This window comes from Myxococcus sp. AB025B (assembly GCF_006518215.1).
GTDB classification, from domain to species: Bacteria; Myxococcota; Myxococcia; order Myxococcales; family Myxococcaceae; genus Myxococcus; species Myxococcus fulvus.
The window spans coordinates 1-24938 of sequence record NZ_SRLW01000012.1; the positions used below are offsets into that span (position 1 = coordinate 1).

General features: G+C 69.2%; 10 protein-coding genes and 1 pseudogene. 4 read left to right on the plus strand and 7 right to left on the minus strand.

The genetic code is table 11. The annotated features are described in order from the left end of the window. From FL311_RS03410 to FL311_RS03420, 3 genes and pseudogenes are all read right to left on the minus strand, one after another. A pseudogene (locus FL311_RS03410) lies at positions 1 to 364 on the minus strand (zinc-ribbon domain-containing protein); the annotation flags it as partial. A gap of 48 nt (positions 365 to 412) precedes the next feature. Then, the gene (locus FL311_RS03415; protein ID WP_141323426.1) at positions 413 to 829 is read right to left on the minus strand and encodes a helix-hairpin-helix domain-containing protein; all 417 of its coding nucleotides are present in this window, start codon (positions 827 to 829) and stop codon (positions 413 to 415) included. Positions 830 to 833: 4 nt separating this feature from the next. Next, positions 834 to 2111 carry an aspartate kinase gene (locus tag FL311_RS03420; RefSeq protein ID WP_141323427.1) on the minus strand — a complete coding sequence of 426 codons (1278 nt, stop codon included), beginning with the start codon at positions 2109 to 2111 and terminating at the stop codon, positions 834 to 836. A gap of 109 nt (positions 2112 to 2220) precedes the next feature. Between FL311_RS03420 and hutH the strand changes: the two genes are divergently transcribed. Next, positions 2221 to 3747 carry a histidine ammonia-lyase gene (gene hutH / locus FL311_RS03425; protein WP_141323428.1) on the plus strand — a complete coding sequence of 509 codons (1527 nt, stop codon included), beginning with the start codon at positions 2221 to 2223 and terminating at the stop codon, positions 3745 to 3747. A gap of 76 nt (positions 3748 to 3823) precedes the next feature. Here hutH and FL311_RS03430 read toward each other — a convergent pair whose 3' ends face one another. The 3 genes from FL311_RS03430 to FL311_RS03440 form a co-directional block, all read right to left on the minus strand. Then, positions 3824 to 4099 (minus strand): hypothetical protein, encoded by a 276-nt coding sequence (locus FL311_RS03430; RefSeq protein ID WP_141323429.1) that lies wholly within the window; start codon positions 4097 to 4099, stop codon positions 3824 to 3826. A gap of 103 nt (positions 4100 to 4202) precedes the next feature. Further along, entirely contained in the window at positions 4203 to 5966 is a 1764-nt protein-coding gene (locus FL311_RS03435) for an alpha-keto acid decarboxylase family protein (protein WP_194869039.1), read from the minus strand. Between the two features lie 254 nt (positions 5967 to 6220). Continuing rightward, positions 6221 to 7168, minus strand: a complete 948-nt coding sequence (locus tag FL311_RS03440) for a pirin family protein (protein ID WP_228556650.1) — start codon at positions 7166 to 7168, stop codon at positions 6221 to 6223. 264 nt (positions 7169 to 7432) lie between these two features. On the opposite strand from FL311_RS03440, the gene FL311_RS03445 reads away from it, so the two are divergent. The 3 genes from FL311_RS03445 to FL311_RS44900 all read left to right on the plus strand — a co-directional run bounded on the left by FL311_RS03445 (position 7433) and on the right by FL311_RS44900 (position 23793). Further along, positions 7433 to 10228 carry a hypothetical protein gene (locus tag FL311_RS03445; RefSeq protein ID WP_141323431.1) on the plus strand — a complete coding sequence of 932 codons (2796 nt, stop codon included), beginning with the start codon at positions 7433 to 7435 and terminating at the stop codon, positions 10226 to 10228. Between the two features lie 202 nt (positions 10229 to 10430). Next, the gene (locus FL311_RS03450; RefSeq protein WP_194869040.1) at positions 10431 to 22442 is read left to right on the plus strand and encodes a non-ribosomal peptide synthetase; all 12012 of its coding nucleotides are present in this window, start codon (positions 10431 to 10433) and stop codon (positions 22440 to 22442) included. A gap of 46 nt (positions 22443 to 22488) precedes the next feature. Further along, a complete protein-coding gene (locus FL311_RS44900) occupies positions 22489 to 23793 on the plus strand; it encodes a hypothetical protein (protein WP_228556651.1) in 1305 nt (434 codons plus the stop codon). 39 nt (positions 23794 to 23832) lie between these two features. Here the strand turns inward: FL311_RS44900 and FL311_RS03465 are convergent, their stop codons facing one another. Beyond that, complete coding sequence (locus FL311_RS03465) at positions 23833 to 24687, minus strand: DNA alkylation repair protein (RefSeq protein WP_141323433.1); 855 nt, start codon at positions 24685 to 24687, stop codon at positions 23833 to 23835. Between the last annotated feature and the right edge of the window lie 251 nt (positions 24688 to 24938).

Here is a 24938-nt window from a genome sequence, read left to right on the forward strand (position 1 = left end):
TGCCAGGGGCACCCACCGCACCGAAGGTCTGCGTCGAACCCTGAGCCCCCACGCCGGAGGCCTGCGTCATTCCGGGAGCGCCGACTGCGCCGAAGGTCTGCGTCGTCCCCTGCACGCCCGAGGCACCCGCGACCTGCGCACCGCCAGCGCCTTCCGACGCCTTGCCGGAGCCGAAGATCTGCGTGCGCATCAAGCTGGGATTGCCACCGGGCGCCGTACCCCACGAGCCACTCGGCGTCTTGGGGCCAGCGCCCTCCGCGGCGACGGGGCGCGGAGTCTGCGCCTGCGGCGAGGCCAGGAAGACATGGCCGCAGCGCGTACACTGGACCGACGCCCCTCCCGGCGGAAGCAGGCGGGGATCCAAGGCATACTGCATCGAGCACTGAGGGCAGGCGATCTGCACGCCGCGTGCTTACCACACGGGCCCGGCATCCGGAGGCGAGCCCAACACCGTGGCCGCCTGGAGGGTCTTCAACCGGGCTTCTCCCACCCCGGGGACCTCGTCCACCGCCTCCCAGCTCCGGAACCCGCCCGCCGCGTCCCGAGCCTCCACCAGCGCCCGCGCCAGCGAAGCCCCCACACCCGGCAACAACGCCAGCTCCTCCGCCGTGGCGACGTTCAGGTCCAGCCTGCGCCCCAACGCCAGCGCCGCCGCCCCCGTGGGCTCCTCACCCTCACCACACGTCGCCACCCCGTCCGCCCGGATCCGCACCGCCTCCGGAGGACAATCCAACGCTGACCGGGAATCCGGCCAGCGCCAGCGGGCCACCGCCCCGACGCCCATCACCGCCAACGCGACGACGGCGAGCGCGGCCGTCCGGCCCGCCACCGGCTCAGACCTTCTCGCCCTTGAGCGCCGCCGTCTCCGACACCGTCGTCGCGCCCTCGGGCGGCAGCGGCTGATCCAACCCGAACGCCGTATGCAGCGCCCGCACCGCCAGCTCCGTGTACTTGGAGTGGACCACGCACGACACCTTGATCTCCGAGGTGGAGATCATCTGGATGTTGATGCCCTCGGCCGACAGCGCCGTGAACATCCGCGCCGCCACGCCCGAGTGGTTGCGCATGCCCACGCCGACGATGGACACCTTGGCCACGTTGTCGTCCGTCTCGATGCCGGAGACCGGAATGTCCTTCACCGCCTCGCGCACCACCTCCTGCGCCTTGAGGAAGTCCGACTTGCCCACCGTGAAGGTCAGGTCCGTGCGCCCCTCGCGGGACTGGTTCTGGACGATGAGGTCCACCACGATGTGCTTCTCGTCGAGCGGGCCGAAGATCTTCGCCGCCACGCCCGGCACGTCCGGCACGCCGCAGATGGTGATCTTCGCCTCGTTGCGGTCATACGCCACGCCGCGGACCAGCACGTCCTCCATGGACTTGTCCTCCTCACACACGAGTGTGCCCGGATCCTGGGTGAACGACGACTTCACCCAGAGCGGCACCTTGTACTTCATGGCGAATTCGACGGAGCGGATCTGCAACACCTTCGCGCCCACGCTCGCCAGCTCCAGCATCTCCTCGTAGGCGATGCGCTCCAGCTTGCGCGCGGCGGGGACCATGTTCGGGTCCGTGGTGTAGACGCCGTCGACGTCCGTATAGATTTCACACGCATCCGCGCTCAGCGCCGCGGCCACCGCCACCGCCGTGGTGTCCGAGCCTCCGCGCCCCAGCGTCGTGACGCTCCCCTCCTCGTCCACGCCCTGGAAGCCCGCCACCACCACGATGTGCCCCTTGGACAGGGCCTGTCGGATGGGCTGCGCGTCGATGCTCTTGATGCGCGCTTTCGAGAAGGTGCTGTCGGTGACGATGCGCACCTGGTGCCCCAGGAAGCTCGTCGCCTTGCCCCCCTGGGCCTGGATGGCCATCGCCACCAATCCGATGGAGACCTGCTCCCCGGTGGCCACGACGACGTCCTGCTCACGCTCGTCCGGCCGGTCGGTGATCTGCGCCACCAGCTTGAGCAGCCGGTTCGTCTCACCCGACATCGCCGAGACCACCACCACCACGTCATGGCCCGCCTGTTGGGCGGCCAGACAGCGGCGGGCGACGTTCTTCATCCGCTCGGTGTCACCAACGGAGGTACCGCCGTACTTCTGGACGATCAGCGCCACGGGGACCGTGACCTCCCTCTTCAGTCGCGCGGACCTATACGAGCCCCACTCCCCGGTGTAAAGCCCCGCTGCCGGCTGTCTCGCATCCCACCACCCCTTGGAGCCCCCAATGTCGCGCCCCCGTATCCTCATCGACGGTGACACCCTGACGCTGGAGCAGATCCTCCAGGTCGCCCGCAACGAGGTGACCGTGGAGCTGGCCCCCGAGGCCGCCGCCCGGGTCCGCGCCTCGCGAGCCCTGGTGGACCGGGTCGCCGCGGGAGACGCCCCCTCCTACGGCATCAACACCGGCTTCGGCACCCTGGCCGAGGTCCGCATCGACAAGAAGGACCTGCGCGACCTGCAGCGCAACCTCATCCTCTCCCACGCCTGTGGTGTCGGCACGCCCCTGCCCCACGGTGAAGCGCGCGCGCTGCTGCTCTTGCGTTGCAACGTGCTCGCCAAGGGCTACTCGGGCATCCGCCCGGAGACGCTGACGCTGGCGCTGGACATGCTCAACCGCGACGTCGTCCCCGTCGTCCCCGAGCGCGGCAGCGTGGGCGCCTCCGGCGACCTGGCCCCCCTGGCGCACCTGGCGCTGGTCTTCATCGGCGAGGGCGAGGCGTTCCACCAGGGCCAGCGGCTGCCGGCGCGCAAGGCGCTGGAGATGGCGGGCCTGCAGCCGGTCATCCTCGAGGCCAAGGAGGGCCTGGCGCTGGTCAACGGCACCCAGGCGATGTGCGCGGTGGGCACCCTGCTCCAGCTTCGCGCCGAGTCCCTGGCGGAGCTGGCCGACGTCGCCGGCGCCATGACGCTGGAAGGTCTGCTGGGCAGCCACAAGCCCTTCATCCCGGAGATCCACGACGTCCGAGCCCATCCGGGCCAGAAGGCGTGCGCGGCGCACCTGCGGCGCATTCTGGTGAACAGCGAGCTGGTGGAGACCCACATCAACTGCAGCAAGGTGCAGGACCCCTACTCGCTGCGCTGCATGCCGCAGGTGCACGGCGCGGCGCGCGAGGGCCTGTCCTTCGCGCGGCGCATCCTGGAGGTGGAGGTCAACAGCGCCACGGACAACCCGCTGGTCTTCACGGAGACCGAGCGCATCGTCTCGGGCGGCAACTTCCACGGCCAGCCCATCTCGCTGGCGATGGACGTGGTGGCGATGGCGCTCACGCAGCTGTCCTCCATCAGCGAGCGGCGGGTGGAGCAGCTGGTGAACCCGGCGCTGTCCGGGCTGCCGGCGTTCCTGGCGAAGAACTCCGGGCTCAACTCGGGCTTCATGATCGCGCAGGTGACGAGCGCGGCGCTGGTGGCCGAGTCGCGCGTGCTCAGCCACCCCGCGTCGGTGGACTCGATTCCGTCGTCCGCGGGCCGTGAGGACCACGTGTCCATGGGCATGACGGCGGCGCTCAAGGGCCGTCAGGTGGGAGACTTCGCCCGCTCGTGTCTGGCCATCGAGATGCTGGTGGCGGCGCAGGCGCTGGACTTCCGACTGCCCGTCAAGCCCGGCAAGGGCGCGCTGGCGGCCTACGAGCTCATCCGCTCCAAGGTGCCGCACATGGAGAAGGACCGCGAGCTGCACAAGGACATCCAGGCGGTGAGCAACCTGGTCGACTCCGGCGAGCTGCTCGCGGCGGTGCGCGCGGCCACGGCCTGAGCCTGTCATTCACAGACACCGCGGCCCGCTCCGGGAGCACTTCCGGGGCGGGCCGTCTTCGTTTCAGCGCGACGGGCTAACGACACGTCCCGTAGTAGGACTCGACGAACGCCGTGGTCCGACCGAAGCTCAACCAGAAGGCACAGTCGCACCCTCGGAAGCCCACGACATTCGTGTACGTGGCATCGCTGTAGTACGTGTGCTCGTAGAACACTCCATTGCAATTGGGGGCGGCATCCTCGCGCGACGTGAGGTCCTGCGCCTCGGCGTCCTCCACCACGGGACCACCGCAGCCCACCAGCATCAACCCCACCGCAAGCAACGCACCGCTGACGAACCTTCCAGCCTGCATTCGTGCCTCCAGGGAACTTCCACGGGTTGTACGACCCTCCCAGGCTACCAGCCTGAGAGGGATTTGCCCATGGACACCCCCTGAGAGGGAATGCCACCAGGCGTCAGGGGCGAGGCAATCCGCTGTCCTCCCGATATGACAGCGAAAAGACGGAGGCGCCCAGCTGGGCCAGGCCAGCGGGGGCATCCAGCGGCGCCAGCCGGACCTCCACGAACACCAGACGTCCCTCCTGCTGGGCACGCACGGCCTCCGCCAGCACCGGCGCCAGCTGCTCGGGCTTCTCGATGAGCAGGGTCAGCGCCTGCCCCGGCGGCCCCAGCGCATCGCAGATGGCCGGGTAGTTCCACTTCGGGATGTCATTGTAGACGGACCGAGGACCGACGATGAGGCGCTCCACGGTGTAGCCCGCGTTGTTGATGAGGAACACCAGCGGCTTGAGCTTCAGGTGCAGCAGCGTGGAGAGCTCCTGCGCCGTCATGAGGAACGAGCCGTCCCCGATGAAGAGCAACTGGCGCCGCTCCGGGGCCGCCAGGCTGGTGCCCAGCACCGCCGGCAGCGTGTAGCCGATGGAGCACCACAGCGGCTGGGCCACCCAGCTCACGCCCCGTGGCAGCTGCGCGGAGGCGAAGCCCACCATGGGGCTGCCCGCCTCGACCACGAGCACATCCTCCGGCTCCAGCAGCGCGGACAGCGCGGGCCACAGTTGCGCGTGCGTCAGGGGCCCCTCGCTCCTCGCCACCGGGGCCACTGGCCTGGAGGCCGCCTGGGACCGGAGTCGCAGCAAGCGAGGCACGAAGTCCTGCCGCTTCCGACTGCCCACCGCCTCGCGCAGGGCCTCCAGCACCTCGCCCAGCACCAGCCCGCTGTACAGCGAGGGCAGCCACGGAGACTCCGCCCGCCCCAACGCCGCCATGGTGGGCTGAAGGTCCACGAACCGCGAGGGCTCCAGCCGCTGGGTGAAGGAGTGCGTGTTGAGGTCCATGAAGCGCGTGGACAGGCCCACCACGCAGTCGGCCCCGTCCACCCACTCCCGCACGTACGGGTCCGACAGCCGCCCCCCGTAGAAGCCCAGGAAGGCCCCGTGGGATTCGTCGAGGAGGCCTCGCCCCGAACCCAGCGACGCGATGGGCATCCCCGCGGACTCCGCCAGCGCCACCACCTGGGGCCCCAGCCCGAAGCGCTGGGCGTCGCTGTCCACCAGCAGCACGCTGCGCCGTGCCCCTCGCAGCCGGGGCACCAGCTCCTCCAGCAGCGCGCGCAGGCTGGCCCTGTCACTGACAGCCGCCTCCGTTTCGAGCGGCGCCACTGGCGCGGGCACCTGCTGGAAGCACACGTCGGTGGGGAGCTGGAGGTACACGGGCCGCCGCTCACGCAGGCACGTGCGCAGCACCCGGTCGATCTCCATCGCCGCGTTGGCCTGTGTCAGCACCGCCCGCGCCGCGGTGAACGGCGCGATGCTGGCGAGCGTATTGCCATACTCACCGTCCCCCAGCGTGTGGTGTATCCAGCTGCGCCGCTGCATATGGGACAACGGGGGTGCCCCGGTGATGGCCACCACCGGCACCCGCTCCGCATATGCGCCCGCCAGCCCGTTGACGGCGCTCAGCTCGCCCACGCCATACGCAGTCGCGAGCGCGGCAATGCCTCTCAGTCGCGCATACCCATCCGCGGCATAGGCGGCGTTGAGCTCGTTGCAGCACCCCACCCAGCTCAACCCGGGCTGTTTCAACAGCTGCTCCAGCATCCCCAGGTTGAAGTCTCCGGGCACTCCGAAGACATGACGGACCCCCAGCTCCTGGAGACGGAGCCACAGATAATCCCCCACGGAAACCGTCTTCTCCTGGACCTTGGCACAAGTAAGGCTCACGGCGACTCCCCGCATGCGGACCTCTCCGGGCGGCGACAACCGCCCCGGGCCGGCACGCAAGCAATTACACCGAATGCCTCACGGCACAATCCAAACACAACCAGCCCCCTCGCCCGTCGGCTTCCCCTCAGTCCGAGCGGCGACTCACGGGAGGTTGTCATGTCTGTCCAAGGTTCGAACAACTCGCGGGCCGCCGGAATCCCCGCAGACGCGTGACGCCTGCGGGGCCCGAAGCCTCCGTCTTGCGGGGCACGTCAGGGATAGCGGGGCACGCTCGGCTCGGGCTCCGGCAGCGGAATGAACTCCGACTCACCGGGGACCTGACCGATGCGCTGGGCCGTCCAGTCCTCCTTCGCCTGCTCGATGCGCTCCTTCGAGCTGGAGACGAAGTTCCACCAGATGTGCCGGGGCCCATCCATCGGCTCGCCGCCGAAGAGCAGCAGCCTGGAGCGCGTGGTCCCGCCGCCCCGCGCCACCACCTCCTTGCCCGGACGCAGCACCAGGAGCTGACCGGGGCCGAAGCTCTCGCCGCCCACCTCCACCTGGCCCTCGGCGACGAAGAGGCCGCGCTCCTCGTGCACCGCGGGCACGGGAAGCCGCGCCCCCGCGTCCAGCTTCACGTCCGCGTAGAAGAGCGCCGACTGCGTCGTCACCGGCGAGCGCGCACCGGCCAGCTCCCCCGCGATGAGCTTGAGCTCAACGCCACCATCCTGCACGACGGGCAGCGCCTCCGATGGCGTGTGGACGAACGACGGCGCGTCCTCCTCGTGCTTGCCGGGCAGCGCCACCCAGAACTGGATGCCGAACATGCGGTTGGACGCGACCCGCAGCTCCGGAGGTGTACGCTCCGAGTGGACGATTCCGCGCCCGGCCACCATCCAGTTCACCGCGCCGGGGCGGATGCGCTGCACCACGCCCAGCGAGTCGCGGTGGAGCACCTCGCCCTCGAACAGATACGTCACCGTGGCCAGACCGATGTGCGGATGGGGCCGCACGTCCAGCCCCTTGCCGGCCTGGAGCACCGCGGGGCCCATCTGGTCCATGAAGATGAACGGACCCACCATCCGCCGCCGCGACGACGGCAGCGCCCGGCGCACCTCGAAGCCGTCTCCCAGATCCCGCGTGCGCGGGACGATGACGGTCTCCAGCAGGGAGTCAGGCTCCGCGTCGACAAAGGGTTCCTCGGGCATCTTCCAGGCCATCCGCTCACACTCCTGTCAAGGTCCAGCGCGTCCACACATGCCATGGGTCGGTCCGGACGCTCCAGTCCCAACCACCGTCCCCCCTTCGCGACTCAACGAATGGCGTCTGTCAAGCGCGGCCCGCCCGCGTGTCAAACCTTCACGCGTCGTGATGTCAGCATTTACGTCACGGTGCGGAACCACGGAAGATTGCCCATTCCCACCCTCCCGTCACTCCCCTGTCGGAGGGAAGGAATCGTCACCCATCCCCTGGAGCGCATCACCGTGAAAGCCTCGTGTGCGGCTGTTCGAGCTGGTGCCGTAAGAAGCGTCGTCGCGCTGTTGTTGGTGGCGGGAGTCGTTGCGGGCCCCCGAGCCCAGGCCTCGTCCTTCACGCTGTTCGAGAGCGGGCAGGTGCGGCCGCTCGCGCTGTCCCCCGATGGCAAGCTGCTCTTCGCCGTCAACACGCCGGACAACCGGCTGGAGATCTTCCGCGTCGCGAACAACGGCCTCACCCACCGGGGCTCGGTGCCCGTGGGCCTGGAGCCCGTGGCGGTGGCCGCGCGGACGAACGACGAGGTCTGGGTCGTCAACCACCTGTCGGACAGCGTGAGCGTGGTGCGCGTGGACGCGGACGGACAGGGGGGCGTGGTGACGCGCACGCTGCTCGTGGGCGACGAGCCCCGGGACCTGGTCTTCGCCGGTCCTGGACGTCGGCGCGCGTTCATCACCGCGGCGCACCGCGGCCAGAACGCGCCGTTCGACCCGAAGCTCACCACGCCGGGCATCGGCCGCGCGGACGTGTGGGTGTTCGACTCGGAGCAGCTGGGGTCCACGCTGGGCGGCACGCCGCTCACCATCGTCTCCCTGTTCGCGGACACGCCCCGGGCGCTGGCGGTGACTCCGGACGGCTCGCGGGTGTACGCGGCGGCCTTCCACTCCGGCAACCGCACCACGGTGATGCATGAGCTGGCGGTGCCGGACGGCGGCGAGGCCGTGGGCGGAGTCCCCGGCCCCAACACCAACTTCGCGGGCGTCCGCGCCCCGGAGGTCGGCGTCCTGCTCAAGCACAACGGTCAGGACTGGGTGGACGTGCTGAACCGCTCGTGGACGTCGTCGGTGCGCTTCTCGCTGCCGGACAAGGACGTCTTCACCCTCAACGCCAACGCCAACCCTCCCGCGCCCATCCACGGCCCCGGGAGCGTGTACTCGGGCGTGGGCACCATCCTGTTCAACATGGCCGTCAACCCGGTCAACGGGAAGGTGTACGTCAGCAACACCGAGGCGCGCAACGACCTGCGCTTCGAAGGGCCGGGCACCTTCGCGGGCAGCTCCCTGCGCGGCCACCTGCACGAGAGCCGCATCACCGTGCTCGGAAACTCGAGCGTGACGCCGCGCCACCTCAACAAGCACATCGACTACGACGTGTGCTGCGCGCCCACGCCCAACGCGGAGAGCGAGAAGAGCCTGGCGCAGCCGCTGGGCATGGCGGTGACGGCGGACGGCTCGACGCTGTTCGTGGCGGCGTTCGGCTCGTCGAAGCTGGGCGTCTACTCCACGGCCGCGCTGGAGAACGGGACGTTCGTGCCGAGCACGGCGAATCAAATCCTCCTCTCCGGCGGCGGGCCCACGGGCATGGTGCTGGACGAGGCCCGGCGGCGCATCTACGTGCTGACGCGCTTCGACAACGCCATCTCCGTCATCAACACGACGACGCGCCAGGAGATCGCCCACCTGCCCATGTACAACCCGGAGCCCGCGAGCGTCGTCGAGGGCCGCCCCTTCCTCTACGACGCGCGGCTGAGCTCCAGCCATGGTGACTCGTCGTGCGGCAGCTGCCACATCTTCGGCGACTTCGACAGCCTGGCGTGGGACCTGGGCAACCCGGACGGCGTGGTGAAGGCCAACCCGAGCCCCATCGTCCCCATCCTCCCGGAGTTCGGCGACGACCCGACGTTCGGCCAGTCCACCGCGTTCCATCCGCTCAAGGGCCCCATGGCGACGCAGAGCCTGCGCGGCATGGCGAACCAGGGCCCCATGCACTGGCGAGGCGACCGCAACGGCGGCTTCGACGCGGCCACCGCGCAACCCAACTCGGGCTCCCATGACGAGGCGGCGGCCTTCAAGCAGTTCAACCCGGCCTTCGTGGACCTGCTGGGCCGCGACACGACGCTCACGCCGGCGCAGATGCAGAAGTTCACCGACTTCGTGCTCCAGGTCGTCTATCCGCCCAACCCCATCCGCCACCTGGACAACTCGCTGACGCCCGCGCAGGCGGCGGGGCGGGACTTCTTCCTGAACACGACGACGTTCTTCCACGGTTCCTGCGGCGCGTGCCATGTCATCGACCCGGAGGCGAACCCGTCCGAGGGTGCGTTCAAGGGCTTCTTCGGCACGGCGGGCCAGTCCTCCTTCGACGTGGAGCCGCAGTTCCCGAAGGTGCCGCACCTGCGCAACGCGTACCAGAAGGTGGGCATGTTCGGCGCGCCGTTCGTCAGCGGCAACTCTCCCATCGACCCCTTCCTGGGAGACCAGGTCCGGGGCTTCGGCTTCCTGAGCGACGGCAGCGTCCCCACGCTGCTCACCTTCAACAGCGGCTTCGACTTCCACCCCATCTTCAACTCCGTGGGCATCCCGAACACGCCCGAGGGCCACACGGCGAAGCTGAACATGGAGCAGTTCATGCTCGCGTTCGACACGAACCTGGCGCCCATCGTCGGGCAGCAGGTGACGCTGACGGCCGCGCGCGCGGCCGTGGTGGGGCCGCGCATCGACCTGCTGCTGGCGCGCGCCAACGCAGGCGAGTGTGACCTGGTGGCCAAGGGCCGGGTGGGCTCGCACGAGGTGGGCCTGCTCTACGTGGGAGGTGGGAAGTTCACGTCGGACCGGCAGGCCCTGCCGGCGGTGACGGATGCGACGGTGCGGACGGCCACCACCGCGAGCGGCGGCGTGTTGACGTACACCTGCGTGCCGCTCGGCTCGGGCACACGCATCGGCATCGACCGGGACCTCGACGGCGTGCGGGACGGGGACGAGCGCGCGGCCGGGACGAATCCGGCGGACCCGACGAGTCACCCGTGAGAACAACGGCCTGAAACACAACTCAGTTTCAGATCCGCCTCACCAGGGCGGGGAGGGCCAGCCAATCTTGCGTCTGTCTGGCCAGGCCTCCTAGATATGTCTCACGCGTGACGCCCTGTCCCATCGGCTGCCGTGTCGCACGCGGCAGCCACCGTCTCTCATCTCCTGGGGGCGACGCGTTGACATGCTCGACGCCCCCTCCTTGTCGACCCTCCCGCAGGATTCCTCTCCAGCCAGCATCGCGGAGGCCTTCGAAGCCCAGGTCGCCCTGCGGCCCCGGGCCCTGGCGCTCACCAGTGACGGCGAGAGCCTGACGTACGCGGAGCTGGAGCGGCGGGCCAACCAGCTCGCGTGGCGGCTGCGCGCGGAGGGTGTCGGACGCGAGAACCCTCGGGTGGGCGTCTGCCTGCCGCGCTCGGCGGAGCTGCTCGTCACGCTCCTGGCCATCCTCAAGGCCGGTGGTGCCTACGTGCCGCTCGACCCGGACTATCCCTCCGAGCGCCTGGCGCTGATGGCCCAGGACGCGGACGTGCGGGTCATCATCACGCGCACGTCGCTGCTGCCACGACTGCCCTCGGAGGGCGTGCGCCTGTGTCTGGATGTCCTCGGCGACGCGCTGGCCGTGCTCCCCCACCATCCTCCCGCGCGAGACGTGTGCCCGGATGATCTGGCGTATGTCGTCTTCACCTCGGGCTCCACGGGCAGGCCCAAGGGCGTCTGCGTGCCGCATCGCGGGGTGCTGCGGTTGGTGTTGGGGACCAATTATGTCGACGTGACGCCCGAGGACGTGCTGCTGCAGCTCGCGCCCGTCGCCTTCGATGCGTCGACGTTCGAAATCTGGGGTTCGCTGCTCAACGGGGCGCGGCTGGCGGTGTTCACCCAGGGCGCCGCGGGCCTGGATGAGCTGGGGCCGTTCCTCGAAGCGCAGGGGGTGACGATGGTCTGGATGACCACGGGCTTGTTCCATCAGCTCGTGGAGCTGGGGTTGCCCGGCACGGCGAAGGTGCGCGAGCTGCTCACCGGAGGCGAGGTCCTCTCCGTGCCCCATGCGCGCAAGGCCCTGGCGCAGCTTCCCCACGTGCGACTGGTCAACTTCTACGGCCCCACGGAGAACACGACCTTCACCAGCTTCCACCCCATGCGGGGCGCGCTGGCGGAGGAGGACTCGACGGCCGTGGCCATTGGCCGGTCCATCTCGGGGACTCGGATGTACGTGCTGGACGAGTCGCTCCGCGCCGTCCCGGATGGAGAGGTGGGCGAGCTGTACACGGGAGGACTGGGGCTCGCGTGGGGCTACTGGCGGCGCGCGGACCTGACGGGTGAGCGATTCCTGCCGGACCCGTGGAGCGACACGCCTGGAGGTCGCATGTACCGCACGGGGGACCTCGCCCGCGTGCGACCCGATGGCGCGGTGGAGTTCATCGGACGGCGCGACCATCAGGTGAAGCTGCGAGGCTTCCGCATCGAGCTGGGTGAAGTGGAGAGCGCGCTGCGCCAGCACGCGCGTGTGACGGAGGCGCTCGCGTTCGTTCGAGAGGACTCGCCCGGAGACCGCCGACTGGTCGCGTATGTCGTCGCGAGGGCTTCGTCGTCGGAGCTGCGGGAGCACGTCCAGCGCCAGCTCCCCGGGCACATGGTCCCGTCCGCCATCGTGGTGATGGAGGCGCTGCCGCTCACCCCCAATGGCAAGGTGGACCGCGCGCGGCTGCCCGCGCCCCAGGCGGCCTCGGAGCTCGTCGCGCCGGAGACAGGGCTCGAGCAGACCGTCGCGCGCATCTGGGCGGAGGTGCTGGGGATGGACGCGGTGAGCGCCACCGCGAACTTCTTCGACCTGGGAGGCCACTCACTGCTCGCGACCCAGGCGGTCACCCGCATGCGCGAGGCGACGCGGCGGCACATCCCCCTGCGTGCCCTCTTCGACCAGCCCGTCCTGCGCGAGCTGTGCGCGGGCCTCGAGGAGGCTCCGTCGGACAACGAGGATGAAGGCCTCATCCCACGTGCCGTGGGTGCCGAGCGTCGAGTCCCTTCGTTCGCCCAGCAGCGACTGTGGTTCCTCGACCGATGGATGCCGGGCAGCGCGGTCTACTCGCTCCCGATGGCGTTCCAGGTGGACGGGCCACTCGAGGCCTCCCTGCTGGAGCAGAGCCTGCGGGCCCTGGTGGCCCGGCACGAATCCCTGCGCACGTGCTTCCCCGGCGAAGGAGCGCCCGAGCAAGCGGTCCTGGAGTCGTGGTCCATCCCACTGGAGCGGCGGTCCGCTGCGTCCCTGGAGGAGGCGCGAGGACGGGTGCAGGCGGAGGCGGAACGCCCCTTCGACCTGGCCCGGGGTCCGCTCTTTCGAGCGCTGCTCGTGACGTGGGCCGAGCAGCGACACCTGTTGTTGCTCAACCTGCACCACATCATCTCCGACGGTTGGTCCTTCGGAGTGCTCTTCCGGGAGCTGTCCACCGAGTACGCCGCGCGAGTCGAGGGCACGGCCCCGGTCCTGCCTCCGCTCTCCATCCAGTACGCCGACTACTCATCGTGGCAGCGGGTGCGGCTCGCGGGTGAGGCCCTCGCGACGCGGCAGACGTTCTGGAAGCGACTGCTGGACGGTGTTCCTCACGTCCTCGCGCTGCCCACCGATTTCCCTCGCCCGCCACGTCAACGCATCGAGGGCGCGCTCCACCGCTTCTCGCTTCCGCTGCCGCTGGTCGAGGCCCTCGAAGGACTCGCACAGAATGAAGGCGCCACGCTCTTCATGGCCTTGCTGGCCACCTTCCAGGTTCTCCTCTCCCGCTACTCCGGCCAGCTCGAGTTCCTCGTCGGCTCTCCCATCGCCAATCGCACGCGGCCCCAGCTCGAATCGCTCATCGGCTTCTTCGTCAACACCCTTCCCCTCCCCGCCCGTCTCTCCGGCAACCCGTCCTTCCGCGACGTCCTCCATCGCACCCGTGACGCGTGCCTCGGCGCCTACGCACATCAGGAGCATCCCTTCGAGCGGCTCGTCGACGAGCTCCAAGTCGAACGGGAGCCGGGACGCAGCCCGCTGGTCCAGGTGCTGTTCGCGCTCCAGAACGCACCGGGGGGACAGCTTCGCCTTCCAGGTGTCCAGGTCGCGCCGCTGGAGGTGGACACGGGCACGGCGCGCTTCGAGCTCTTCCTCTCGGTGGAGCCCTCGTCCAACGGATGGCGAGGCACCCTCGAGTACTCCACCGCGTTGTTCTCCGAGCCCACCGTCGCGCGGATGGCGGAGCACTTCGTCCGGCTCGCCGAGACCTTCGTCCGTGCGCCGGAACGTGCCTGCGCCCGGGCTTCGTTGCTCTCCGAGGATGAGCAGCAACGGTGGTTGGTCGAGTGGAACGACACGACGCGCGCGTACCCGTCGCAGACACCGCTCGGAGCGCTCTTCGACGCGCAGGTGGCGCGCAATCCCGACGCCGTGGCCGTGCGGCACGGAGTGTCCGAGCTGACATATGCCCAGCTCGATGCCCGCGCCAATGCGCTCGCCCGGGTGCTGCGCGCGCGAGGCGTCGACCGTCGGAGTCCGCAGGTCGGCGTGTGCCTGCCCCGGTCCGCGGACCTCATCGTCGCGTTCCTCGCGACCATCAAGGCGGGCGGGGCCTACGTCCCGCTCGACCCGGAGCACCCCACCGAACGGCTGGCCTTCATGGCCCACGACGCACGCCTCACGGCCCTCGTCTCCCAGGGCGCGTTGAGTGAGCGGCTGCCCGAGGGTCCGTGGCGCACGGTGAAGCTCGACACGTTGGAGCGCACCGACGCCACGCCGCTGCCGAGCGACAGCACCGTGGAGGACCTGGCCCACATCATCTACACCTCGGGCTCCACGGGGCGCCCCAAGGGCGTCTGCATTCCACATCGAGGCGTCGTGCGCATGGCGCTGGACCCGGACCAGGTCCGCCTGGGGCCCGACGACCGGGTGGCCCAGGTCACCACCGTGACGTTCGACCTCTCCACGTTGGAGATCTGGGGCGCGCTGCTCAACGGGGCCACGCTGGTCGTCTTCGACAAGGACGAGCTCCTCCAGCCCTCGGTCTTCGCTCGCCGGTTGAGGGAGGAGCGCATCTCCGCGCTCGTCGTGGCCACCGCCATCTTCCACCACACGGCGCGCGTGCACCCGGATGCGTTCTCCGGCCTGCGCTGGGTCATCTTCGGTGGCGAGGCCGCGGATGCCACGTGTCTCCAGAGCGTGCTGACGCATGGCGCTCCTGGCGCGCTCGTGAACGGGTATGGCCCCACCGAGAACAGCACCTACAGCACGTGGTATCGGGCGCGGCCGTCCTCGGAGCGCTCGGTGCCCATCGGCCGCCCTGTGTCCAACAGCACGGCCTATGTCCTGGACGCCCACGGGCAACCCGTCCCCGTCGGTGTCACCGGTGAGCTGCATGTCGGTGGTGACGGCCTCGCGTGGGGTTACTGGGATAGGCCCGACCTCACCGCGGAGCGCTTCGTTCCCCATCCGAGCTCCTCGGTGCCAGGGGCTCGGCTCTATCGCACGGGAGACCTCGTCCGACTCCGCCAGGATGGAGAGCTGGAGTTCATCGGCCGCGCCGACAACCAGGTGAAGCTGCGCGGCTTCCGCATCGAGCTGGGCGAGATTGAAGCCGCGCTGCGTGCGCATCCCGAGGTCCGTGACGCCGCCGTCCTCGTCCGGGAGGACACTCCGGGGGACAGACGCCTCGTGGCCTATGCCGTGACGCAGGTGGAGGGGACCCGGCTTCGCGAGGAGCTGGGACGCCGACTCCCCAGCTACATGGTCCCCTCGACGGTCGTCGTCCTCGACTCGCTTCCGCTGACGCCCAACGGGAAGGTGGACCGACGCGCGCTTCCGACTCCGAGCCTCGGCCTGCTCGACGCCGAGGACTTCGTCGCGCCTCGCACGGAGCTGGAGTCGCGACTCGTCGACATCTGGAGCACGGTGCTGTCCTTGGAGCGCGTCAGTGTCACCGCGAGCTTCTTCGACCTCGGTGGGCATTCACTGCTCGCGACCCAGGTCGTCTCCCGCCTCCAGGACACGCTCGGTGTCCACGTCCCCGTCCGAGCCCTCTTCGAGTCACCCACCATCGAGTCCCTGGCGCGCGTGCTGGAGCAGCTCCTCGGCGAACCCCAGCCCACCGGGTCCACGCACATTCCCACGGTGAGCCGGGACTCGGCGCTGCCCCTGTCGTTCGCTCAAGAGCGACTCTGGTTCTTCAGCCAGCTCCATGACCAGAAGGGCGTCTACAACATGCCCTTCGGGCTGAGACTCGAAGGTGAGCTCGATGTCCCCGCGCTTCGTGAGCGTCTTCGAGCCGTCGTCATTCGTCACGAGTCTCTGCGCACGCGCTTTCCTGGGGGCGGAACTCCCACGCAGGTCATCTCCGAGGACATGGACCTCGACTGGCGGGTCGTCGACCTGACCTCGTCTCCAGACGACCTCCAGGAGGTCCTCCAGCGCGAGGCCGCGGCGCCGTTCGACCTCGAGAAGGGTCCGCTCTTCCGCGCTCGCCTCTTCCGCCTGGCTCCCCACCGCCACGTCCTCCTCCTCAACCTCCACCACATCATCTCCGACGGCTGGTCCTTCGGCGTCCTCTACCGCGAGCTCTCCTCCCCCTCGCTGCCTCCCCTCTCCCTCCAGTACGCCGACTTCTCCTCCTGGCAGCGCTCCCACCTCTCCGGCGACCTCCTCTCTTCCCAGCTCTCCTTCTGGACTCGCCTCCTCGACGGCGTCCCCCACCTCCTCTCGCTGCCCACCGACTTCCCTCGCCCCTCCCTCCAGCGCTTCGACGGCGCCCTCCACCGCTTCTCCCTCCCCCTCTCCCTCCGCTCCTCTCTCGACTCCCTCGCTCGTCACCACGGCGCCTCCCTCTTCATGGCGCTCCTCTCCTCCTTCCAGCTCCTCCTCTCCCGCTACTCCGGCCAGCTCGACTTCCTCGTCGGCTCTCCCATCGCCAATCGCACTCGCCCCCAGCTCGAATCCCTCATCGGATTCTTCGTCAACACACTCCCCCTCCCCGCTCGCCTCTCCGGCAACCCCTCCTTCCTCGACGTCCTCCTCCGCACCCGCGACGTCTGCCTCTCCGCCTACTCACACCAGGAGCTTCCCTTCGAGAAGCTCGTCGATGAGCTCCGCGTCGAGCGCTCCCTCTCTCATGGCCCTCTCCTCCAGGTCATGTTCGCTCTCCAGAACGCGCCCGGTGTCCCGCCCACCTTGCCGGGCGTCACGGTCGAGCATCTCGATTTGCATCCCGGGACGTCGAAGTTCGACCTCACGCTCTTCATCGAGGAGACGCCGCACGGACTGAACGGCGTCTTCGAGTACGCCACGACCCTGTTCTCGCCGGACACCGTGGCGCGGATGGCCGAGCATCTCCGGAACCTGATGGAGCAGGTCGCGCGAAACCCTCACGCGCCCATCCACTCTCTCGACGTGCTCTCCGCGAAGGAGCGCACTCGGTGGCTCGTCGAGTGGAATGACACGGCCCGCGCCTTCCCGGCCGGTGCGTCCATCATCGACCTGTTCGCGGAGCAGGTGTCCCTGCGTCCCCACGCCATCGCCGTGCGGCACGGGTCGACGAGCCTCACCTATGGAGAACTCGACGCTCGCGCCAATCGTCTCGCGCGACGCCTGCGTGGACAGGGGGTGAGCCGTGCGCGTCCCCAGGTCGGCGTCTGCCTGCCTCGCACTCCTGAACTGGTCGTCACGCTGCTCGCCATCCTCAAGGCCGGTGGCGCCTACGTGCCGCTCGACCCGGACTATCCCTCCGAGCGACTCGACTTCATGGTCCGAGACGCTCGGGTCGTCGCCATCGTGAGCCTCGACGCGCTCCGCTCGACGTTCTCCTCGGACATCCCGGTGCTGAGTCTCGAGTCACCTGCCGAGGAACCGACGAGGTCCGATGCGAGCGCGCTTCCTCGTGAGAGCACGTCGGAGGACCTGGCGCACATCATCTACACCTCGGGCTCCACGGGCCTTCCCAAGGGTGTCTGCATTCCCCATCGCGGCGTGGTGCGCATGGTTCGCGAGGCCGACCACATCCGGCTCGGCCCTGACGACCGCGTTGGACAGGCCGCGACCATCGCCTTCGATGCCTCCACCTTCGAGCTGTGGGCTCCGCTGCTCAACGGCTCGACGCTCGTCATCCTGGACAAGGACGAGGTCCTCGACCCGGTGCTGCTCAACCGCCGCATCCAGGACGAGCGAATCACCACCCTCTTCCTCACCACCGCGCTGTTCAACCTCGTCGCGCGCTCCCAGCCGGAAGTCTTCAAGGGTCTGCGATGGCTGGGGTTCGGCGGAGAGGCCGCGGACCCGTCCTGTGTGAACGACGTGCTCACCCATGGCGCCCCCGGGCAGCTCGCGAACTTCTACGGCCCGACGGAGAACAGCACCTACAGCAGCTGGTATCCGGTGCGTCAGCGACAGGAGCACTCGGTTCCCATCGGTCGCCCCGTGTCCAACAGCACGGCCTACGTCCTGGATGCCCACGGGCAACCCGTTCCCCTCGGAGTCACCGGCGAGCTGCATGTCGGTGGCGAGGGCCTCGCGTGGGGCTATTGGAACAGACCCGACCTCACCGCCGAGCGCTTCGTTCCGCATCCGGACTCTTCGGTTCCAGGGGCTCGGCTCTATCGAACCGGGGACCTCGTCCGGCTCCGCCAGGACGGTGAGCTGGAGTTCATCGGTCGCGCCGACAACCAGGTGAAGCTGCGCGGCTTCCGCATCGAGCTGGGCGAGATTGAAGCCGCGCTGCGTGCACATCCCGAGGTCCGCGACGCCATCGCCCTCGTCCGCGAGGACTCTCCCGGAGACAGACGCCTGGTGGCCTACGCCGCGACCTCCACGACCGCGACGACACTTCGTGAGCACCTGCGGAGCCAGCTCCCGGCACACATGGTGCCGTCGGCATTCGTCGTGCTCGATGCGCTGCCCCTGACACCGAACGGCAAGGTCGACCGACGCGCACTCCCCGCCCCGGAGGGAGGCGCCGTCGAGGACTTCGTGGCGCCTCGCACCGGGCTGGAAGTGGCGTTGGCGGACATCTGGTCCTCGGTCCTCCAGCTCGAACAGCTCAGTGTCACGGCGAACTTCTTCGAGCTGGGCGGGCACTCGCTGCTCGCCACACAGGTCGTCTCCCGTGCGCGAGAATCGCTCGGTGTCACCGTTCCCGTGAAGCTGCTCTTCGAGGCGCCGACGCTCGAACGCTTCGCGCGTGCCGTGGAGAAGCTCCTCGGAACCTCGCCCTCGATACAAGACTCCGGGCTCATTCCCCGGAGGACTCGGGACACGGCGCCTCCGCTCTCCTTCGCGCAGGAGCGACTCTGGTTCCTTAACCAGCTCCACGAGCAACAGGGCGTCTACAACATGCCCTTCGCGCTCCGACTGGACGGCGAGCTCGATGCCGAGGCGCTCCGCGCGCGCCTCCAGCGCCTCGTGGACCGACACGAGTCTCTTCGCACGACCTTCCCAGGCCACGGTGCTCCCATCCAGCACATCCAGGACTCAGCACAGCTGTCCTGGGAGCGATTCGACCTCTCCGCCCTGGAGTCACCCGATGAGGAGGCCACGCGACGCGTGCAACTCGAAGCAGTGGCGCCGTTCGACCTCGAGAAGGGTCCGCTCTTCCGCGCTCGCCTCTTCCGCCTGGCTCCCCAGCGCCACGTCCTCCTCCTCAACCTCCACCACATCATCTCCGACGGCTGGTCCTTCGGCGTCCTCTACCGCGAGCTCTCCTCCCCCTCGCTGCCTCCCCTCTCCCTCCAGTACGCCGACTTCTCCTCCTGGCAGCGCTCCCACCTCTCCGGCGACCTCCTCTCTTCCCAGCTCTCCTTCTGGACTCGCCTCCTCGACGGCGTCCCCCACCTCCTCTCGCTGCCCACCGACTTCCCTCGCCCCTCCCTCCAGCGCTTCGACGGCGCCCTCCACCGCTTCTCCCTCCCCCTCTCCCTCCGCTCCTCTCTCGACTCCCTCGCTCGTCACCACGGCGCCTCCCTCTTCATGGCGCTCCTCTCCTCCTTCCAGCTCCTCCTCTCCCGCTACTCCGGCCAGCTCGACTTCCTCGTCGGCTCTCCCATCGCCAATCGCACTCGCCCCCAGCTCGAGTCCCTCATCGGCTTCTTCGTCAACACACTCCCCCTCCCCGCTCGCCTCTCCGGCAACCCCTCCTTCCTCGACGTCCTCCTCCGCACCCGCGACGTCTGCCTCTCCGCCTACTCACACCAGGAACTTCCCTTCGAGAAGCTCGTCGATGAGCTCCGCGTCGAGCGCTCCCTCTCTCATGGCCCTCTCCTCCAGGTCATGTTCGCTCTCCAGAACGCGCCCACCGGTCAGCTTCAACTCCCGGGTCTCACGGTGGACGCGGTGGAGCTGCATCCCGGGACGTCGAAGTTCGACCTCACGCTCTCCCTGGAGGAGTCCGCGGATGGACTCGTGGGCGTCTTCGAGTACGCCACGGCCCTGTTCTCACCCGCGACCATCGAGCGCATGGCGCGGCATCTCCGCGCGCTGATGGAGCATGTGGTCCGGCATCCCCATGCCTCCATCCACGCGTTCGACCTGCTTTCCGCACGAGAGAGACAGCAATGGCTCGTCGAGTGGAACGACACCGCTCGCGACTACCCGGCTGAGCGTTCCATCGTCGACCTGTTCGAGGCCCAGGCCACCCGACGGCCCGAGGCCATCGCCCTCCAGCATGGCACCACGGTGCTCACGTACGCGGCGCTGGAACGACAGGCCAACCAGCTCGCGCACCTGCTTCGTGCCCAGGGCGTGAGCCGTGCACTGCCTCGGGTCGGCGTGTGCCTGCCCCGCTCGCCTCGGCTGGTGGTCACGCTGCTCGCCATCCTCAAGGCCGGTGGTGCCTACGTGCCGCTCGACCCGGACTACCCCTCCGAACGGCTGGAGTTGATGGCCCGGGACGCGCAGGTCCAGTGCATCGTCACGCAGACCTCACTCGTGTCCCGCGTGCCGAAGGGCCTCGCAGCACCGCTGTGCATCGACGCCCTCGCCCTCACCGACGACGAAGCGACGGACCGACCCACACGCGACACCGGACCGGACGACCTGGCCTACGTCACGTACACCTCGGGCTCCACGGGCCGGCCCAAAGGAGTCTGCATCCCCCACCGCGCCGTCCTCCGGCTCGTCCTGGGCTCCGACTACGTCCAGCTCGGACCGGACGACCGCGTCGGCCAGGCCGCCACCATCGCCTTCGACGCCTCCACCTTCGAGCTCTGGGGCGCGCTGCTCAACGGCGCGACGCTCGTCATCCTGGACAAGGACGACGTCATCGACCCGGCCATGCTCTCTCGCCGGCTGCGCGAGGAGCGCATCACCGCGCTGTTCCTCACCACCGCGCTCTTCAACCTCGTCGCACGCACGGAGCCTTCGGCCTTCTCCGCGCTGCGCTTCCTCCTCTTCGGCGGGGAGAACGCCGACCTCGCGTGCGTCAACCGGGTCCTCTCCGCCGGCGCGCCTCAAAGGCTCCTCCACGTCTACGGTCCCACGGAGAACACCACATTCAGTTGCTGGCACCCCGTGAGCACGCCGCAGGAGCACTCCGTCCCCATCGGGCGGCCCATCGCCAACAGCACCGCCTACGTCCTCGATGCCCACCTGAGGCCCGTGCCCACGGGCGTCACGGGCGAGCTGTATGTCGGCGGCGACGGGCTCGCGTGGGGCTATTGGGACAGAGCCGACCTCACCGCCGAGCGCTTCGTCCCGCATCCGTTCTCGACGACGCCCGGCGCGCGGCTGTACCGCACCGGAGACCTCGTCCGGCTTCGCCATGACGGCGCGCTGGACTTCATCGGCCGGACCGACAACCAGGTGAAGCTGCGCGGCTTCCGCATCGAGCTGGGCGAAGTCGAGACCGCGCTGCGCGCCCATCCCGAAGTCCGTGACGCCATCGCCCTCGTCCGCGAGGACATCCCCGGCGACCGGCGCCTCGTCGGCTACGTCGCGAGTGAACCGGAGCTGGCGCCTCGCGCGCTCCGCGACTTCCTCCAGGGCTGCTTGCCACCGCACATGGTCCCCTCGGACTTCGTGGTGCTGCCCGCGCTGCCGCTCACCGCCAATGGCAAGGTCGACCATCGCGCCCTGCCTCGGCCCACCGCGTCCGCCGACGACTCGACGCGCGTGGCGCCGCGCACACCCCTCGAGGAAGAGCTCACTGCGCTGTGGGCTCAGGTGCTGGGCCGCGAGGTCCGCGACGTGACGGCGAGCTTCTTCGACCTGGGGGGGCACTCATTGCTCGCCGCACAGCTCGTCGCGAAGCTGTCCGAGCGCTTCGGCTTCAAGGTCCCGCTGCAGGTCCTCTTCCAGAGCCCCACGGTGGCGGCGCTCGCCGCGTGGCTCGAGGAGCAACGCGCGCCCGTGGCCTCCACCACGAAGGCGCCGTCCCTGCCCGACGGCGTCGTCCTGCTCCAACGAGGACGTGACGACCGCCTGCCGCCGCTGCTGTGCATGCACCCGATTGGCGGCACGGTGTTCTGCTATCAGGAGCTGGTCCGGGCCCTCGGTCCCGAGCGCTCCGTCTACGGCTTCCAGGCGCCCGGCGTGAACGGAGAATGCGAGCCCCTCCAGACCGTCGAGCAGCTGGCCTCCGTCCACCTGAATGCGCTGCTCCAGCTGCGCCCCGAGCCGCCCTACTACCTGGTGGGCCTCTCCATGGGCGGCACCATCGTCTACGAGATGGCGCAGCGGCTGCGGCAGCTCGGCGTCCCTCCCGAGCTGCTCGTCTTCCTCGACACGCCGGGCCCGGGTCAGCTCCCCACGCGCTTCGAGGATGACGCGGAGCTGCTCGCGGCCATCTTCGGGGACTCGTCACCCGAGCTCATCACCTTGCTGCGCGGACTGGAGCCGCGGGCACAGATGCTCGAGGTGCTGCGTCGCGCGCGCGATGGCGCCACGGTGCCGGAGTCGTTCTCCCTGGTGGACCTGCAGGTCTTCCTCTCCGTCTGGAAGGCGCACATGCGCGCGCTGTTCAGCTACGAGCCCGGCCCCACCGAGGGCCGCGCCATCTATCTGCGCGCCCAGGAGTACACCCCGCCCCATCCGCTCCATCCCGAGCGCCCCTGGCAGGAGCTGGTGCGCGGCGGGCTGGAGCTCATCGGCGTCCCCGGAAACCACCAGACGATGATCGAACCACCGCACGTCACGACGATGGCGCGACACCTGAATGACTTCATGCGCCGCCTCGAACAGCGCGAGGAGTCCAGACAAACAGGGAGCTGACTCCCGACGCATTGACGTCCTCCAGGCTCCGGGCGAGAACTCCTTCATGGCTGATCCTGATTGGAAGCGACTTCAGAAGCTCAATGGCGGTGACGCCATCTGGTACTCGGACCCGCAGCTCGATGTGAAGGATGAGATCTGGCTCTACTCGGAGGGCGGTGAGCTGCGCGTCTCGAGCGCCGGGAGGCTCTACAAGCGGGATCCGAAGGCGGAGAAGTTCTCCGCGCCCGTGACGGCGCGGCACGTGTTGTATCGGGGAGGCTGGCTCCTCTACGTCGATATCTCGGTGCGCGGGGACAAGGCCCAGGTTCGCCGTGGCACGTTGAACGGGCACCACCACGTCGCGCTCGTCGACGCCTCCGAGGTCGAGGACCTGCTGGCTCGCTACCGCAACCTGGGCTTCCGTGATGGCAACGCCTGGAACCCGAACTCGAAGAAGGTGCTCGAGCGCCAGTACCTCAAGGGTGGGAAGAAGTACTGGTCCATCCAGGTCGATGGGAACCACACCCTCGAGGATCGCCAGGAGAAGGCGCACGCGAGCTGGGAGGCGGCCGTCGCCTACGCGGAGAAGCGCGTCCGCGCGAAGGAGAAGGACGGCTTCGTGCAGTACAACCAGGAGCTCTGGAAAGCGAAGTATCCCAATCCGGAGCCCAAGCCCGTGAAGGGCGCGCCCAGGAAGCCCTCGCGGCCCAAGGGCACGAAGTTCCCGAAGCCCCAGGACGCCTTCGAGGCCGTGGACCTCGCCGTGGCGATGCTCAAGGACCTCCATGAGCGAATCCCCTCGGGGCACTTCATCGCGGAGCTGGTCGACGCGAAGAAGGACAAGAAGCGCATCGCGTCCGCCGAGGAACATGTGTCGTTCTTCGTGCGCTTCCACAAGCCGCGCATCGGGCAGTGGCTGAAGGCCCGGCCGCTCAAGCCCAGGAAGAAGGAGTCGAGCTGGGAGTACTTCCTGCGCGTCTACGGCTCCATCACGTGGATCATCTCCGCGAACGCCGACGAGGACCTGCCGTGCTTCCACGCCGGCAACGTCACCGGTGGTGGCTGGAGCTGCATGGAGATCGCCGACGACGTCTACGACATCAACGACCTGGTGGAGGCCTCGGGCAACGAGGCGCTGGAGGACCTCCAGCCCTTCCATGGCGGCTGGCATGTCGACCGGTCCTTCGCCTTCGACAACCGCTCCGTGAACGCCGCCGGGGAGCGGGCCATCGTCGCGTTCGACGAGAGCATCACCGACCTGCCGAAGAAGACGCCCGTTGGCCGCATCCAGCCGTTCGGGTCGTGGCTGCACAAGCGCGTCTCCCTGCTGACGAGCATCGCGGAGAGCAACCTGAGCGAGCTGCTGTAGGGACAGTCCGGTTCGGCGGAGCCTCGCTCCGCCCACCGCTCAGCCCGCGCGTTTCCGGGCCGCCACCTTCTTCGGCGCGCGCTTCTGGCTCGCCGGAGCTGGCGTCTTCGACGCGCTCGTCCTGCTCGCGGGTGCCGCCTTCTTCGCCGAGGGCTTCTCACGCGCCGGGGCGGGCTTCTTCTTCCCGGCCGCGGCCTCCATCTTCTTGCGCGCCTCGGTCTTCTCGCCCTTGCGCAGCGCGAGGACCGCGGCGATCCACTCCGGCGCGTAGCTGGACGTGCAGCCCTTCGGGATGGGCCTCGGGTCCCAGCGCCCCAACCGCTCACCGATGGCGATGGCCTCGGCGCGGTGCTCCGGCAGATGGATGCCGATCCACACGAGGCAATGGTTGAGGCCCTCCTTCACGCGGTACGGCGCCCCCGGCAGCTCGCTCTCGATGCGAGCGAGCGTCGCCCCGACATCGAGGTCCTTCGCGAGTCCCGCCGCAATCCGTCCGGCGAGGAGCTTCCAGCCGGCGCGGCGCGGCAGTTCCTGATCGCCGTCCCTCCAGCGCTTCTCCAGGGCCTCGGCGACCGGCGCCTTCACGAGCACCCGGCCCACCAGCTCGTCCACCAGGAGCGGCAGGGTGAGCGGCTCGACCAGCTCGCGGGCCGCCTTCTCCGTGAGGGCCTCCGGGTCCAGCAGCATGCAGGCGAGGAGGCGGGCCTCGTGGTTCCCCGTGGCCCAGAGCTCCAGGCCCAGCGCGTGGTCCTGTCCCACCTGGCCGGCGAGCGCGCGAACCTTCCCCATCAAGACGCCGAACACGTTCTCCCCGGCGCCGTCGCGCACATAGCGCTCTCGCACCCTCGGGTCGCCGGCCGCCTCGAGCGCCTTCATCACCTGGGACCGCGTCATCTGGCTCGGCACCTGTGTCTCTCCTTCGGGGGAACCCCTGCTCACCACGAACTCCACCACAACGCCGCGGCGGATCCATCGGGTGGCCGGTTCGTGGGCGTGTCCCCACCGCCGCCCCCCGGATTCCCGAGCAGGCGCACGGCTGCTCCCCGGGTATCCGGACACCCAAATCGCCTGGAAAGTCGGGAAGTTGAGGGACCGGGCAAGCGCGTGTTACGACCGCTCCCGGCCATTCTCCCCTCATCATCCCT

Bases quoted from the DNA above. Each gene is read 5' to 3' on its own strand.
- FL311_RS03440 (WP_228556650.1), bottom strand. From the start codon at position 7,168: ATGGCCTGGAAGATGCCCGAGGAACCCTTTGTCGACGCGGAGCCTGAC.
- FL311_RS03430 (WP_141323429.1), bottom strand. From the start codon at position 4,099: ATGCAGGCTGGAAGGTTCGTCAGCGGTGCGTTGCTTGCGGTGGGGTTG.
- hutH (WP_141323428.1), top strand. From the start codon at position 2,221: ATGTCGCGCCCCCGTATCCTCATCGACGGTGACACCCTGACGCTGGAG.
- FL311_RS03465 (WP_141323433.1), bottom strand. From the start codon at position 24,687: ATGACGCGGTCCCAGGTGATGAAGGCGCTCGAGGCGGCCGGCGACCCG.
- FL311_RS44900 (WP_228556651.1), top strand. From the start codon at position 22,489: ATGGCTGATCCTGATTGGAAGCGACTTCAGAAGCTCAATGGCGGTGAC.